Annotated in this window: 12 protein-coding genes and 2 pseudogenes; 4 read left to right on the top strand and 10 right to left on the bottom strand. The window is 67.1% G+C overall.

Features of this window, described 5'->3' with window-relative positions:
• Nucleotides 1–6: 6 nt before the first annotated feature.
• The 5 genes from QZ588_RS14200 to QZ588_RS14180 form a co-directional block, all read right to left on the bottom strand.
• Nucleotides 7–771: an MnhB domain-containing protein gene (locus tag QZ588_RS14200; RefSeq protein WP_295543602.1), complete on the bottom strand. Its 765-nt coding sequence runs from the start codon at nucleotides 769–771 to the stop codon at nucleotides 7–9.
• Nucleotides 768–1,049, bottom strand: coding sequence for a DUF4040 domain-containing protein (locus QZ588_RS14195; protein WP_295543601.1), 282 nt, complete (start codon nucleotides 1,047–1,049; stop codon nucleotides 768–770). The genes QZ588_RS14200 and QZ588_RS14195 overlap by 4 nt, the downstream gene beginning before the upstream one ends.
• On the bottom strand, nucleotides 1,046–1,351 hold the full coding sequence (mnhG, locus tag QZ588_RS14190) for a monovalent cation/H(+) antiporter subunit G (protein ID WP_295543600.1): 306 nt from the start codon (nucleotides 1,349–1,351) through the stop codon (nucleotides 1,046–1,048). The genes QZ588_RS14195 and mnhG overlap by 4 nt, the downstream gene beginning before the upstream one ends.
• 77 nt (nucleotides 1,352–1,428) lie before the next feature.
• Complete coding sequence (locus QZ588_RS14185; protein ID WP_295543599.1) at nucleotides 1,429–1,692, bottom strand: monovalent cation/H+ antiporter complex subunit F; 264 nt, start codon at nucleotides 1,690–1,692, stop codon at nucleotides 1,429–1,431.
• On the bottom strand, nucleotides 1,685–2,302 hold the full coding sequence (locus QZ588_RS14180) for a Na+/H+ antiporter subunit E (RefSeq protein WP_295543598.1): 618 nt from the start codon (nucleotides 2,300–2,302) through the stop codon (nucleotides 1,685–1,687). The genes QZ588_RS14185 and QZ588_RS14180 overlap by 8 nt, the downstream gene beginning before the upstream one ends.
• A gap of 446 nt (nucleotides 2,303–2,748) precedes the next feature.
• On the opposite strand from QZ588_RS14180, the gene QZ588_RS14175 reads away from it, so the two are divergent.
• Nucleotides 2,749–3,873, top strand: a complete 1,125-nt coding sequence (locus QZ588_RS14175) for a DUF2333 family protein (RefSeq protein WP_295543597.1) — start codon at nucleotides 2,749–2,751, stop codon at nucleotides 3,871–3,873.
• Between the two features lie 66 nt (nucleotides 3,874–3,939).
• Here the strand turns inward: QZ588_RS14175 and QZ588_RS14170 are convergent, their stop codons facing one another.
• Nucleotides 3,940–5,388: an NAD(P)H-binding protein gene (locus tag QZ588_RS14170; RefSeq protein WP_295543596.1), complete on the bottom strand. Its 1,449-nt coding sequence runs from the start codon at nucleotides 5,386–5,388 to the stop codon at nucleotides 3,940–3,942.
• 389 nt (nucleotides 5,389–5,777) lie between these two features.
• Between QZ588_RS14170 and QZ588_RS14165 the strand changes: the two genes are divergently transcribed.
• Both QZ588_RS14165 and QZ588_RS14160 read left to right on the top strand, forming a co-directional pair.
• Nucleotides 5,778–6,305, top strand: coding sequence for a ferritin (locus QZ588_RS14165; RefSeq protein WP_295543595.1), 528 nt, complete (start codon nucleotides 5,778–5,780; stop codon nucleotides 6,303–6,305).
• Between the two features lie 356 nt (nucleotides 6,306–6,661).
• Nucleotides 6,662–7,402 carry an alpha/beta hydrolase gene (locus QZ588_RS14160; RefSeq protein WP_295543594.1) on the top strand — a complete coding sequence of 247 codons (741 nt, stop codon included), beginning with the start codon at nucleotides 6,662–6,664 and terminating at the stop codon, nucleotides 7,400–7,402.
• A gap of 58 nt (nucleotides 7,403–7,460) precedes the next feature.
• Here QZ588_RS14160 and QZ588_RS14155 read toward each other — a convergent pair whose 3' ends face one another.
• Nucleotides 7,461–8,477, bottom strand: a complete 1,017-nt coding sequence (locus QZ588_RS14155; protein WP_295543593.1) for a dihydroorotate dehydrogenase-like protein — start codon at nucleotides 8,475–8,477, stop codon at nucleotides 7,461–7,463.
• Between the two features lie 96 nt (nucleotides 8,478–8,573).
• The gene (gene nifJ / locus QZ588_RS14150) at nucleotides 8,574–12,167 is read right to left on the bottom strand and encodes a pyruvate:ferredoxin (flavodoxin) oxidoreductase (RefSeq protein ID WP_295543592.1); all 3,594 of its coding nucleotides are present in this window, start codon (nucleotides 12,165–12,167) and stop codon (nucleotides 8,574–8,576) included.
• Nucleotides 12,168–12,544: 377 nt separating this feature from the next.
• Here nifJ and rimI point away from each other — a divergent pair, with 377 nt between their 5' ends.
• On the top strand, nucleotides 12,545–13,021 hold the full coding sequence (gene rimI / locus QZ588_RS14145) for a ribosomal protein S18-alanine N-acetyltransferase (RefSeq protein ID WP_295543591.1): 477 nt from the start codon (nucleotides 12,545–12,547) through the stop codon (nucleotides 13,019–13,021).
• Between the two features lie 156 nt (nucleotides 13,022–13,177).
• On the opposite strand, the pseudogene QZ588_RS18150 reads toward rimI, so the two are convergent.
• Both QZ588_RS18150 and QZ588_RS18145 read right to left on the bottom strand, forming a co-directional pair.
• Nucleotides 13,178–13,390: pseudogene (locus tag QZ588_RS18150) on the bottom strand (hypothetical protein); the annotation flags it as partial.
• A gap of 11 nt (nucleotides 13,391–13,401) precedes the next feature.
• Nucleotides 13,402–13,611, bottom strand: a pseudogene (locus tag QZ588_RS18145) (IS5/IS1182 family transposase); the annotation flags it as partial.
• Nucleotides 13,612–13,869: the final 258 nt, after the last annotated feature.

The following is a 13,869-nucleotide window of genomic DNA, read 5'->3' as shown; positions in this document are numbered from 1 at the left end:
AAGATCCTAGCGGCCGGGGACTGGGGGTCGGGGACTGGATGCCGGGGGTTGAGGTTCTGCGTCCTCGTCCGCTGCGGTGGGCCGGGCCTCCGGGCCCGGCGGACGCCCGCCCACATAGGCCGCCGCCAGTGCCACGGCGATGGCGACGGTGGCGGCCATCTCGATGGCCAGGATGAGCCACTTGGCGAGCTTGGGTGGGTAGGTCAGGAAGCCGGCGCCGAACACCATCAGCCCGAGGCCCACCAGCGTGAATACCAGCACACCGAGCACCAGCAGCCAGCGCTGGGCGGCCTCGGCGGGCAGGCCCGCCCGCGGATCGCCGGCCAGGCGCACGATGACGCCGGCGGCGCCGAGCAGGGCACCCGCCTGGAAGGCGCCACCGGGGGCGTAGCCGCCCACCCAGAGCAGGTAGCCGCCGGTGACGATGAGCAGCGGCACGATCCAGGACACCATGCCGGCCAGCACCGCACCCGAGCGCTGGAAGCCCGGCGCCGCCGGTCCCAGCGACCAGATGCCGAGCAGCGCCGCCAGCAGCACCGCCAGCTCCATCAGTGTGTCGTAGGCGCGATAGTTCAGCAGGACGGCGGTCACCGGGTTCTGCACCCCGGTGCCCGGCAGGCGCGCGTAGGCGAGATCCGCCAGCCGCGGCGCGGCGCCGGCCTGCAGCGCCATGAAATAGATGATGGTGAGCGCCACACCGAGCAGCGCGAGCAGCACCGCCAGCAGCAGGCTCAGATCGCGCCTGCGCGCGGCGCCCGGGTCTGCGCTCATGGCTGCCTCTCGCGGTCGGGGCTGGCTGCAGACCTCGCCGCGCGGCGGGCCGCCGCCAGCATCAGCGCGCCGCCGAGTCCAGCGCCGATGGCCGCTTCGGCCAGGGCCACGTCGGGCGCTTGCAGCCGCGCCCAAATGAGCGCCAGCCAGAGCCCGAAGGCGATGAACAGCATCACCGCCCGCCGCGGCTCCGGGCTCAGGACGGCGGCGGCGGCGAGCGCGAGCAGGGTCACCAGCAGCACGCCGTCGAAGACGATCAGCAGGGTCGATTGGCTCATGTCATGTCCTCGCCGTCACCGCGCAGTGCGCGCTTGGCGATCAGGTGCGCGCCGGTGGCACCGGAGACCATCACGACCACCCACAACAGGATCAGCTTCACCGCATAGAACAGATCCGGCTGGTAGAGAATCAGCCCGAGCATGACCAGCCCGAGCCCCAGATTATCGGCCTTGGTGAGCGCGTGCAGACGGCTGAACAAGTCCGGCAGGCGCAGCAGACCGATGGTACCGGCGAGAAAGAAGGTCGCGCCCAGGGTCACGCAGACAGCGGCGCTCAGGTGCAGGATGGTTTCCGTTGACATGATGGCGGCGTCGAGGGGCAGCTTGGCGGTGGTCGGGAGGCCCGGCTGGGCCGCATCCGGTGGGGCTGATGGTGGGCTCAGGCCTGATCAGCGCCGGCGCGGCGACGGGTGAAGGCCGCCACCGACACCGCGGCCAGCAGCGCGAAAATCAGGGCCACGTCCAAGAGCGCCGGCACCTCCAGCGCCAGCCCCAGCAGCAACAGCACGGCAATGCCCGAGGTTCCGAGCAGCTGCGCCGCCATCATCCGGTCCGCCGGGGTGGGCCCGATCACGACCCGCACCAGCCCGGCGGACATGGTCAGCAGCAGCACCAGCGCCATGACGAGCAGGAATTCAGGCATCGCCTTGCTCCGTTGTTGCGGCCGCCGCAGCGGTGGCCTCGGCACGTCGTGCCAGTGCCAGGGCGTCGTCACCCTCGCAGCTGGTTACGGTGACCTGCGCGGGGCCGGTGAAGGTCTCGCCGAAGAGTTGCGCGACGCGCTCCTCCAGCCGCTCGAGCCCCGTGACCACGGAGGCCTCACCGTCCAGCGCATGCACCTGAATGATGCCATGTCGGATGTCGGCGGAGAGGGTGCCCGGCAGCAGGCTGGTGGTATCGAGGAAGACCACCCTGGCGGTGGCGCCCTGCAGGCGCGGGCGGTAACTGATCAGGGCCGGGTCGATGCGCAGCCGGGGCGAGAGCACCCGTCGTGCCACGTCGACGCCACCGAGAACGGATTCCCAGACGAAAAAGGGCACGAAGGCCACCAGCCGCAGCGGGCTCGGATCTGTGCCCACCCGGGTGGACAGCCGGGCGGCGGCGAACGTGGCGAGCAGCACCGACGGTATGCCGATGATCCAGGAGACGGGGTCGGTGCCTGCGAGCAGCAGCCAAACCAGCGCGAACAGCACCAGTCGCGCGGTCCAACGCCCTGGGTTGGTGGCAGTGGAGGAGTTTCTGGTAGCAGCCAAGGTCGGTCGCCGTCATGAGCTCTGAAAGAAGATGCGCCGGCCGATAATGGTTCGGAGGCTGCGCGATTTCCACGGGCAACGCACAATATTCGGATTAATCGATGTGTGCAATCCGGATGTTGGCCGCGCAACCATCACGGTTTACCGAAGTCTGCCAAAATCCCGGACCAGTGGCGATCAGCCGTAGCCGAAGTAAGGCCCCATGTGCTTGCAATCACCGCCGTTGGACGCCACGTGCGCCCACCTTCAAGCCTAGCGAGCGTGCGGAAATTAAGATAGGGTGTGATCTCGCCAACGCACCGTCCACCGCGCCGACCCGAGTCCGTCTCGAGGGCGCCCGGCATCGCGCCTGAAGCGGCCCCGTCGTCGCTCGCCCTGTCGCTCTGGTACAGTGGACGGCCAACTGCGCAACCGCCGCTTTATCGCGAGTCCAAGAGGTAACAGACATGGCCAGAGGACCCCTGAGTGACGTCGATCGAATCCTGCGCGCCGACGAGCGTGCGCCGGCGGCGGCAGAATCACAACCGGACGACGCCGCCGAGCCGCAGACCAAGGCGGCGGCGGGCGCAGGCGCGCCCGGCGGTGCCCTGCGCTGGGGCAGCATTGCCATTGCACTGATCATCGTCGGCATCGTCGGACTCGGCACCTGGTGGTCGTTTCAGCCGGCCAAGTTCGATGTGCAGGAAACCATGCAGGCGCGCATCGGAGCCGACGCGAGCCCGGTGCCCGGCGCCGCCATCGTGGCGACGGCCATCCAAGTGGCGGACACGTTGCTGCACAAGCCAGGCGGATACCTGAACAACGACATGACCCCGCCGGGGGTCATCATGGACAACATGCCATCCTGGGAGTACGGCGTGCTGACGGAGTTACGCGACTCGGTGCGCGCGCTGCGCAACGACTTCAGCCGCTCGCAGACCCAATCCATCGAAAACGAGGATCTGAAAAAGGCGGATTCGGAGTTCAACTTCGACGCCGAGGCCTGGTTCCTGCCGTCCGCCGAGCAAGAGTACGAGCAAGGCATCATGGCGCTGCAACGCTACCTGGACGGCTTGATTGCGGGCAGTCGACAGGCCAGCTTCTACGTCCGCGCCGACAACCTCGCGTCTTACCTGCAGGTGGTCGAGAAGCGCCTCGGCAGCTATGGGCAGCGGCTGTCGGCGAGCGTCGGCGACGCCGAGCTCACCGCCGCGCTGAGCGGTGCGGGCGTCGACCGTGAGAGCCAGGATGGGCAAGCCGCGGCCCCTGCAGCGGGCGCCACCGCGCGCACGCCCTGGACCGAGATCGACGATGTCTTCTTCGAGGCGCGGGGTTACTCCTGGGCCCTGCTGCACATGATGAAGGCCATTGCCACCGACTTCGCCCCGGTGCTGCAGGCCAAGAATGCGGAAGTGTCGATTCAACAGATCATCCGCGACCTCGAGTACGCCACTGTGCGCAAGTGGTCGCCGGTTGTGCTGAACGGTCACGGCTTCGGCGTGCTGGCCAACCACTCCCTGGTGTTGGCCTCCTACATGTCCCGCGCCAACGCGGCGGTGCTCGATCTGCGCGTCTTGATGGAGCGCGGCTGACGCCGGCGCCATACCGATCGCCGGTGCTGGGTGCTGGGGGCTGGGGGTGGGGGCAGGCCCCGGCGATCAGCGGGCGAGCCGTGCGAGTCGGGCCTGATAGCGGCGCATCACCAGGATATGCCCGACGGCCTGGGTGAGTCTGTAAAGGCGCCAGGGCAGGGCGGGGGCGTAGTCGTGGATGGCGGTCATGGTGTAGCGCCCCGCCAGCAGCGTCTGGAACTCGAAGCGCGGACGCCCCGCTGACACGGGCCGCGCGAGGAGGCCGCCGCTGATGGCATACACTTGCCGATCGGTCGTGCTGATGGCGGGCTGGTGGGTGAGTGCCAGCAGCCTGATGGGCAGCACGCGCACCCAGACCTCCACATCACCCCTCGCGTCCACCCGACTCCGCACCAGTGGCCAGCAACACGTGCCGAGCCAGCGGAAGTAATTGCCGGCCACCCAGGCTGCGTCCTGCCCCGGCGGCAGCAGGACGCGCTGAATGGAGCGCACCAGGGATTGCTCGCGCATGACATCGGTGTCCCGCATGCGAATCCGCGTGCGCGGGTTCGGCTTGAGGCGCCCGGTATGCGGCTCCAGGCTCGCCCGCAGGGCCTCGGCGAAGCCCATCGCATGCGGGGCGATCGCCCGCTGTAGCGCGTTGTCCCGCATCACGGTGTCCTGGGGCAGGCTCTCCACCACGCCACCCACCATCGGCGGCGGTGCATCGCTGACCAGCCGCGCGGTGGCGGCGGCGATGCTGTTCGGAAGCAGCGGCACCCGCACGATCCACCGCCGCAGTCCGAGCACGCGCGCCGTCTCCCGCAGCATCTGCTCGTAGCTCAGCACGTCGGCGCCGCCGATATCCAAGGGGCCGGCAAAGGTCTCGGGGCGGCCCAGGCAGTAGAGGATGGCGCGCACCAGATCCTGCACCGCGATGGGTCGGGTGACGGAGCGGGCCGACGCCGGCAGGGCGAGCACCGGCAGCCGGCGCACCAAGTCCAGCAGCAGTTGCGGGCCGGTGCCGCCTGCGCCCACCACCAGACTCGCCCGCAGCGCTGTGACGGGTGTGCCGTGGGCGCCCAGCACCATCTCCACCTCGCGCCGGCTCCACAGCCGCGGCGAGAAGCGAAAGCTCTGCGGCATGACGCCGCTGACGAAAACGATTTGCCGCAGGCCGTTGGCCGCCGCCGCGCGGGCGAAGTTGTCCGCCAGCACCAGATCCATGTCGCGGGGGTGGGCCTGGGTCAGCCGGGACGACGGCGCGAGGGAGTGCACCAGGTAGACGGCGGTATCCACGCCGGCCAGAGCCGCGCTGACGTCCGGTGCGGAAAACAGATCACAATGCCGCCAGCGCACGTTCGCCTGCACCGCGGGTGTGGCCGCACGCGCCGGCGAGCGGGTCAGTGCCAGCACCGCATGCCGGGCGGCGAGCTGGGGTAGGAGCGCGGTGCCGATGAAACCGCTGGCGCCGGCGACGGCGACCGTCAGCGAACGCTGCGCCCGCGTCCCATCGTCTTTATTGTGCGTTGCCAAGTACCGCCGCCCGCCTGCGCGCTCGGTGCCGGCGCCTCACGCCGGCGCACCGAGGCGTTGGCGCAGCTGCGCCATGCGCCCGCCGCCCGCCGGTGTGGCCGCCGCACAAGCGCTCGAGACGCCGTGGCGGACTTTACCTCTGTGCGCAATCGTGATCATGGCATGGAGCATGCTTAACGTGTGTTGGTGGTGGCGCTGAGTGGTTTCTGGGAATGGACGCCGGCTTGAAAACCGTCATGATACGGTCAAGATTATCGGGCATGCCGGTGTGCTGCATCGAGCTCGCCGCAGCCGGTTCCCCGCATTGCGCGATTCGGCGTCGCCGCCACCGCCCCCACCCCGCGAAGTACCGATCCCCAACGTCCTGATCCGCCCGAGGAGCTGTTGCTATGATTTCCGACGCCATGCGCATGCGAATGAACGAACAGATCAACCGCGAGCTGTATTCCGCCTACCTGTACCTGGCGCTGTCTGCCCATTCTGAGCGCGCCAACCTCAAGGGTACCGCAGCCTGGTTCATGGCCAAGCACACCGAAGAAATGTCGCACGCCCTGAAGATGTACCGTTACCTGCTCGATCAGGACGCCGCGGTGGCACTGACGGCGGTCGCGGCGCCGCCGCCGGCGCCCGATGGCGTGCTCGCCATGTTCGAAGGCACCCTCGCCCACGAACGCGAGGTGACATCGGCCATCAACGACCTGGTGGATCAGGCCCTCTCGGAGAAGGACCATGCCACCAACATTTTCCTGCAATGGTTCGTCACGGAGCAAATCGAGGAGGAGGCGACGGTCAAAGATATCATCGGCCGCTTGCAACGCTTCGGCGACAAGGGTCAGGGCCTGCTGCTGATCGACAACGAGCTCGGCGCCGCTGCCAAGACCATGGGCCAGGCGGACAGCGCCGACGCCGGGGCCTGAAGCGGGCACCCGGTCCCAGCCGTCGCCGCCGGCGGACGTTGCGCCGGTCTGCGCGGCCACAACCTCAGCCGGTACCCCGTCCATGGGCAAAAAGAAGGATAAATGCTGCGAGAAATACAAGAAGGACAAGCGCTGCAAGCGCTGTCCCCGCAAGCAGGGGCGCTGAGCGTGGTGGTATGCAACGGCAATCGCATGCGGACCGCTCACTCGTGTCTGTGTCTGTATCCTTGTCTGTATCCGTGTCTGTATCCGTGTCTGTATCAGGGCGGCCAGCCCACTTGAACGCGCGCCGGTGCCGCCCTGCCAAGCGTCGGGGGGCGCCGGCCACCAACCTCGATTCCAACCCAGGGGGAACCATGGTTCAGCGATACGCACCCTTGTCTCTGCCGCGTGCGGCGCTCCTGTTGTTTTTGCTGCAGTGGGCGGTGGTCTCACCCGGCGTCGCCGACACGGACGACGACTGGCCCGACTGGGCCGATGGGCCCGATCTGATGGAGCAGGTGGCGGCGGTGAGTGACGGCGAGCTGCGCTTTCTGCCAGCCGCCGACACCGACGGCGAGCACGCGCACTTGAACCGAATCCGCATCACCGAAGACAGCCTCGACGGCGGCTGGGTGGCGCTGGAGCAGTGCCATGAGAACATCGACGCCGTGCCCGCGGCGCAGATCGTGTTCCGCGCCGGCGGCATCCGCGATCTCACCATCGAATCCAGCCGCAACATCGCCCGCGCCTGGGTGGAGGGTCACAGCGTGCAGCTCGAAGACGTGGGTCGGGACGCCGTGCTCTGTATCCGCGCCGAAAGCCGGGCCCTACGAGAGTTGGGCGACGGTCACTATCGGCTGCGCAATGGCCCCTATATGCGTCGCTTCCTCGATGGCTACTACCCCATGCGCGTCAGGCTCGATGTCCAGTTCCCGGCGGACATCATCCAGATCGTGGGTCAGTCGCCGGTGACACAGCCCGGCTTCGATGTGCACAACGACGGCTCGGACTTCAGCGTGGATGCCACCTTCGAGGGCCGGCTCGTCACCTGCTTCGATTTCTGCCGCCGCGGCGGCGACTGCGCAGGTCCGCTGCCGTCCTGCGAGGGCGGCTGAGCGCCGGCCCGCGCGTGGGGCGGCTCATGCCGCCCAAGCCTCGGTCCTGCCGCGCCCCTCAAACCATCACGCCGGGCGAAAAGCTGTAACTGTCGATGATATTGACGTAGTTGGCGCGCTCGAACTCCGCCGGATTGGGCACCGCCAGCGCGCTGACCCGCCCGCGCACATCCGCAACCGATTCGAAGCCCTGCTCCTCCATCCACTGCTCGATGCCCTTGAGAATGACCGCCGTCTGCCCGGCGCCGTGCTTGAGCAGTGTGCTGCACAGGTGCACCACATCGGCACCTGCGAGGAGCAGCTTGATGGCGTCGTCAGCGGTGTGGATGCCGCCGGTGGCGCCGAGGGACAGGTTGTCGATGCGCCCGTAGAGGATCGCGATCCAGCGCATGGCGAGCAGCGCCTCGGCCGAGCTGGAGGGGTGCAGGCTCGGCTGCAGGCGCAGGCTGTCGATGTTGATGTCGGGCTGGTAGAAGCGATTGAACAGCGCCACGCCGTCGGCGCCGGCGGCGGCCATCCGCTGCACCATGTTGCCGACGGAGCTGAAGCTCGGCGAGAGCTTCATGTTGATCGGAATCGAGATGCTGTTCTTGAGCGTGCGCAGGATCTCCAGATAGCGCTCCTCGACCACATGACCCGGCTGGTCGATGTCGGCGGCGACATAGTAGACATTGAGCTCCAGCGCATCGGCACCCGCCGCCTGCAGCTCGCGTCCATGCTCCACCCAGCCCGACGGTGTGACGCCGTTCAGGCTGGCGATGACGGGGATGTCCAGCGCCTCCTTCAGCGCGCGCAGATTCTCCAGGTAGGGCTCGGTGCCGGTGCTGAAGTCCTGCCAGTCCGGCAGCATGCTCTCGCCGATCTCCGCGAAGCCCGTGTCCTGGTGGTGCAGGAAGCGGCTCATGGTCTCGGTGTCGGCGGTGATGGCCTCCTCGAACAGGGAGTACATGATGATGGCCGCGGCGCCGGCGTCCTCCAGCTGCTTGCTCTGGTCGACGCTCTTCGACAGCGGCGACGCCGACGGGACGATGGGGTTCTTGAGGTCGAGACCGAGGTAGTTGGTCGTGAGATCCATGGGGGCTCCAGGGTCGGGGTTCGAGAATCGCTTACCGAAGGTCGCGGGTCGAGTCGTGGAGCGACGGGTCGGCAACCCGTCGCTGCGCGCGCCTCGTCAGTCGCCGCTCGTCACCGGCTTCTCCGCCTTCTGCCACGCCAGATGCGCCAGCTGCTCGTAGAGCGAGTACTTACTCTCCACGTGCTTCTGCGCGAGCTTCAGGAAGCGCTCGGCATCGTCCGGGTGGGTGCGGTTCAGCACGCTGAAGCGGGTCTCGCTGGCCAGATAATCCCGGTAGGGGATGCTCGGCGGCTTGCTGTCCATGTGCAGCGGGTTCTCGCCGGCGTCGATCTTGCGCGGATCGTAGCGGAACAGCGGCCAGTGACCGGAGTTCACGGCCATGTCCTGCTGGCGCAGGTTGTTCGACATGTCCACGCCGTGGGCGATGCAGGGCGAATAGCAGATGAGCACGGAGGGCCCCGGATAGGACTCCGCCTCCAGGAAGGCGCGCACCGTCTGCACGTCCTTGGCGCCGAAGGCGATCTGCGCGACATAGACGTTCTCGTAGGCCATGGCCATCATCGCCAGGTCTTTCTTGAACGTCGGCTTGCCGCCGGCGGCGAACTTGGCCACGGCGCCCATGGGCGTCGCCTTGGACTTCTGCCCGCCGGTGTTGGAGTAGACCTCGGTGTCGAGCACCAGTAGGTTGACGTCGCGGCCGGTGGAGAGCACGTGGTCGACACCGCCGTAGCCGATGTCGTAGGCCCAGCCGTCGCCGCCGACGATCCAGACGCTGCGCTTGACCAACTGCTCGCAGACGCTGGCCAGGTTGCCCGCCTCCGGCGCCTTGATGGACTTGAGCTTCTCCTTCAGTGCACCGACGCGCTGGCGCTGCTCGAAAATCCCCGCCTCGCTGGACTGATCGGCATTGAGCAGACCGTCGGCGAGATCCGTGCCGATCTGGTCCGCGAGCAGGGTCACCAGCGCCCGCGCCTGCTGATTCTGGGCATCCACGGCCAGGCGCAGGCCAAGGCCGAATTCCGCGGTGTCTTCGAACAGGGAATTGTTCCAGGTGGGGCCGCGGCCCTCGGGGTTGGTGGTGTAGGGCGTGGTGGGCAGGTTGCCACCGTAGATGCTGGAGCAGCCGGTGGCATTGCCGATCAACATGCGGTCGCCGAAGAGCTGGGTGGCGAGCTTGACGTAAGGCGTCTCACCGCAGCCGACGCAGGCCCCCGAGAACTCGAACAGGGGCTGCATCATCATGGCATGCTTGATCTTATGCCCGTCGAGCTTGGTGCGGTCGTACTCCGGCAGGCCCAAGAAGAAGTCCCAGTTCGGCTGCTCGATGTCGTGGCGCGCTTCGGCGGGCAGCATGTTGAGCGCCTTGCGCTTGGGATCCTTGCGGTCGCGGATGGGACAGACCTCCACGCACAGCCCGCAGCCGGTGCAGTCGTCCGGCGCGATCTGATAGCTGATGCGGTAGTCCGCCGGAAAATCCTTGCCCTTGACCTTGGCGTGCTGGAAGTCGCCGGGGGCATGCTCGGCCATCTCGGCGGGGAAGATCTTGGCACGAATGGCCGCATGCGGGCACACCAGCGGGCATTTGCCACACTGGGTGCAGAGGTCCTCCTCCCACTTGGGCAGCTCCAGTGCGATATTGCGCTTCTCGTACTGGGTGGTACCGGTGGGCCAGGTGCCATCCGGCGGCATCAGGCTCACGGGCAGTTCGTTACCGCGCCCGGCGATGAGGGTGGCCGAGACGCGCTGCACGAAGTCGGGCGCATTGGCGGGCACCACCGGCGGGCGCTCGAAGCTGCTGCTCACCTGGCCCGGCACCGGCACCGGATGCAGGCCGTCGAGGGCGGCGTCGATGGCGGCATAGTTGCGCTCCAGCAGCCTCTGGCCCTTCTTGCCGTACGTCTTCTTCACCGCCGCCTTGATATGCGCGATGGCCTCGTCCTTGGGCAGGATGCCGGAGATGGCGAAGAAGCAGGTTTGCATGATGGTGTTGATGCGCCTGCCCATGCCGGTCTTCTCGGCGATGTCGTAGGCGTCGATGACGTAGACGCTGATCCCCTTGTCGATGATCTGCTGCTGCATGGACTGCGGCAGATCGTCCCACACCTGCTCCGGCGGGGTCGCCGAGTTGAGCAGGAAGGTCGCGCCCTGCTTGGCCTTATCCAGCATCTCGTAGCGGGTCAGGAAGGTCGGCTGGTGACAGGCGACGAAGCTCGCCTCGTTGTCGCCGATGAGATAGGTGCTGTTGATGGGCTTGGGGCCGAAGCGCAGGTGCGAGACCGTAACGGCGCCGGCCTTCTTGGAGTCGTACTCGAAGTAGCCCTGGCCGAAGTTCGGCGTCTCCTCACTGATGATCTTGATGCTGTTCTTGTTGGCGGACACGGTGCCGTCTGACCCCAAGCCGTAGAACACGCATTCGGTCACCCCCTCGGTGGCCTCCGGCTTGAAGGTCGGGTCCCATGCCAGACTGGTGTGACTCAGGTCGTCGATGATGCCGATGGTGAACTTGTTCTTCGGCTTGTCGTTGGCCAGCTCGTCGAAGATGGCCTTGACCATGGCCGGCGTGAACTCTTTGGACGACAAGCCGTAACGGCCGCCCACCACCCGCGGCATGGTCGCCATGGTGCCCTCGGCGACGGCCTCGGCCAGGCCGGTGACCACGTCCTGATACAGCGGCTCGCCGTTGGCGCCGGGCTCTTTGCAGCGGTCCAGCACGGCGATCTTCTGGGTGGTGACGGGCAGGGCGGCCAGCAGGTGCTGCGGGCTGAAGGGCCGGAACAGCCGCACCTTGATGAGACCCACCCGCTCGCCGTGGTCGGCGAGGTGCCGGACGGCTTCCTCGGCGGCGCCGATGCCCGAGCCCATCAGCACGATCACGCGCTCGGCATCCGGCGCGCCCACATACTCGAAGAGCTTGTAGTGCCTGCCGGTGAGCTGCGCGAGCTTGTCCATCTGCGCCTGCAGGATATCCGGCAGGGCGGCGTAGAAGGGGTTCACGGTCTCCCGGCCCTGGAAGTAGACATCCGGGTTCTGGGAGGTGCCGCGGATGATGGGATGGTCCGGGTTCATGGCCCGCTCGCGGTGGGCCTGGATCAGCGCCTCGTCGATCATCGCGCGGATGGTCTCCACCGGCAGCTTGTCGATCTTGTTGACCTCGTGCGAGGAGCGGAAGCCATCGAAGAAGTGCAGGAAGGGTACCCGGCTCTCGAGCGTCGCCGCCTGGGAGATCAGCGCGAAGTCCATGATCTCCTGGACGGACGCCGAGCAGAACATGGCATAACCGGTGGCGCGACAGGCCATGACGTCGGAGTGATCGCCGAAGATCGACAGGGCCTGGGCCGCCAGCGAGCGCGCCGACACATGCAGTACCGTCGGCGTCAGCTCGCCGGCGACCTTGTACATGGTCGGGATCATCAGCAGCAGGCCCTGGGATGCCGTGAAGGTCGTCGACAGGGAACCGCCCTGCAGCGCACCGTGCAGCGAAGCAACGGCGCCGGCCTCGCTCTGCATCTCGATGACGTCGGGCACCGTACCCCAGAGGTTCTTGATGCCCAGCGACGACCATTCATCCGACCACTCGCCCATCGGCGAGGCCGGCGTGATGGGGTAGATGGCGATGACCTCGTTGGTCATGTGGGCGACATAGGCGGCGGCTTCGTTGCCGTCGAGGGTGACCATTTGCTGCTGCGACATGGATACTTCCCGCGATTGAGGGTGGCTGCAAAGGTTGCTGCGTCGGGGGACGGGCTCGGGGCGGAGGAGGACGCGCCGCGGCGGATGCGGCGCCGGTCCCTGACCGTGCCATTGCCGTCGACTATATCCGTAACGGCCGCGGTGGCGACTGATCCAAGTCCAAGGGCCGGCGATAATCGCAGCAGGGGCTGATCCGGGTCAGCCAAGCGCCAAATGGCTCCATACAGAGCATTGACGTACCGCTCTGCAGACCCCGCGCGCGTCGTCCTCAGCGGCGTGGCACGGATGCGGCTCCCAGCCATCGGCGGGCGGCGATGGTGGGATCAGCGGATTCTGGCCCTTTTGCTTTTTCGCACCGAGGTCGGTATGAAGCGGCCATGGTTGCCGTCCCCACAGACATGTCCGTCGCGCTGCGCGCCATGCGCGCAGACGATCTGCCGGCGGTGCTCGACTGCGAGAACGCCAGTTACACGGCACCGTGGTCCGAGGACATCTTCCGCGACTGCCTGCGGGTGCGCTACTGCTGTCTGGTGGCGGAAACGCGGAACATGGTCGTGGGCCACGGCATCATGTCCGTCGCCGCCGGCGAGTGCCACCTGCTGAACCTCTGTATCCATCCACTGTTCCAGCGCCTCGGCATCGGCCGGCGCATGCTGCGCCGCCTGCTGGCCCTGGCGCGCCGCCAGCGGGCGGATTCGGCCTTCCTGGAGGTGCGTGCCTCCAACGCCGGCGCCATCGCCCTCTATCGCAGCGAGGGCTTCGACGAGATCGGTGTCCGCAGGGGCTACTATCCCAGCGCCGGGGGTGATCCATCCCGGCGCGAGGATGCACTGATGATGGGACGCTCGCTGTAGCCCAGGTGCCTTTGCCAACCTGCTCTTTAGGAGCCAGTCCGACTTGGATTCAGGATTCGGTCTCGGCCGTGTTCTGCTGCGTAATAAATACACGTAACGCTTTAGCGCCCACTCACCCTGCACGGCATTGAGGCCGTGCAGCAGGAACTGCCGGAAGCCCTGCACGTGCTTGATGATGCCGAAGATGGTTTCGACCGTGGACTTGCGCTGGGCGTAGCGGGCCTTGCCCGCGCGCGTGCGCGGCCGGTGCGCATTGAGCGCGGCCGCTGTGGGCTGATCGGTGGGTCGTCGGCAAGCCGCTCGGCCAGCGGCGGGTTGTGCCGCTGGCGCGCCTCGGCGATGTACGGTTCGGCACCGGCGGCCTCGCAGCGCTCGAGCTTGTCTTGGCTGTGATCGCCGGTGTCGGACAACAGGGCATCGACCGCGCTCAGGACTTCGGGCAGGGCATCGAGACGCTCCAGGGCCGGGGCGATCTCCTGCTTGTCATTGGTGTGGTCGGTGGCGTGCTGCTCAACGATGAGATGCGTTGCCGTATCGACCCCGGCTTGTGCGTTATAGGCTTGCTCGAAGCCGCCGCCGGTGGTGGGTATGACGCGCGACTCGGCATCGGTGAGGTTGACCTGGTCTTTTGGTTTGGGCCCGGGCTCGGGTACCTTCGGCGGCTCGCCGCCGGTGCAGATCGACGGCGAGTCGGACTATGAAGCTATGGTCTTTTCATTTGACATCCCGACACGATCTCTAATTGGTGATTACGTATCTCGTGTCCGGCAACCGAAAGTATGAAGCAAGTGTGTGGGCATCGGTGGCGACTCGTTTAAGCGCTGAAACGAGTCGCTTTTTGAGATCTT

This window comes from uncultured Thiohalocapsa sp. (assembly GCF_913062725.1).
Lineage (GTDB): Bacteria > Pseudomonadota > Gammaproteobacteria > Chromatiales > Chromatiaceae > Thiohalocapsa.
The sequence above is the reverse complement of the archived record's forward strand: the minus strand, read 5'-3'. Positions and strand labels throughout refer to the sequence as shown.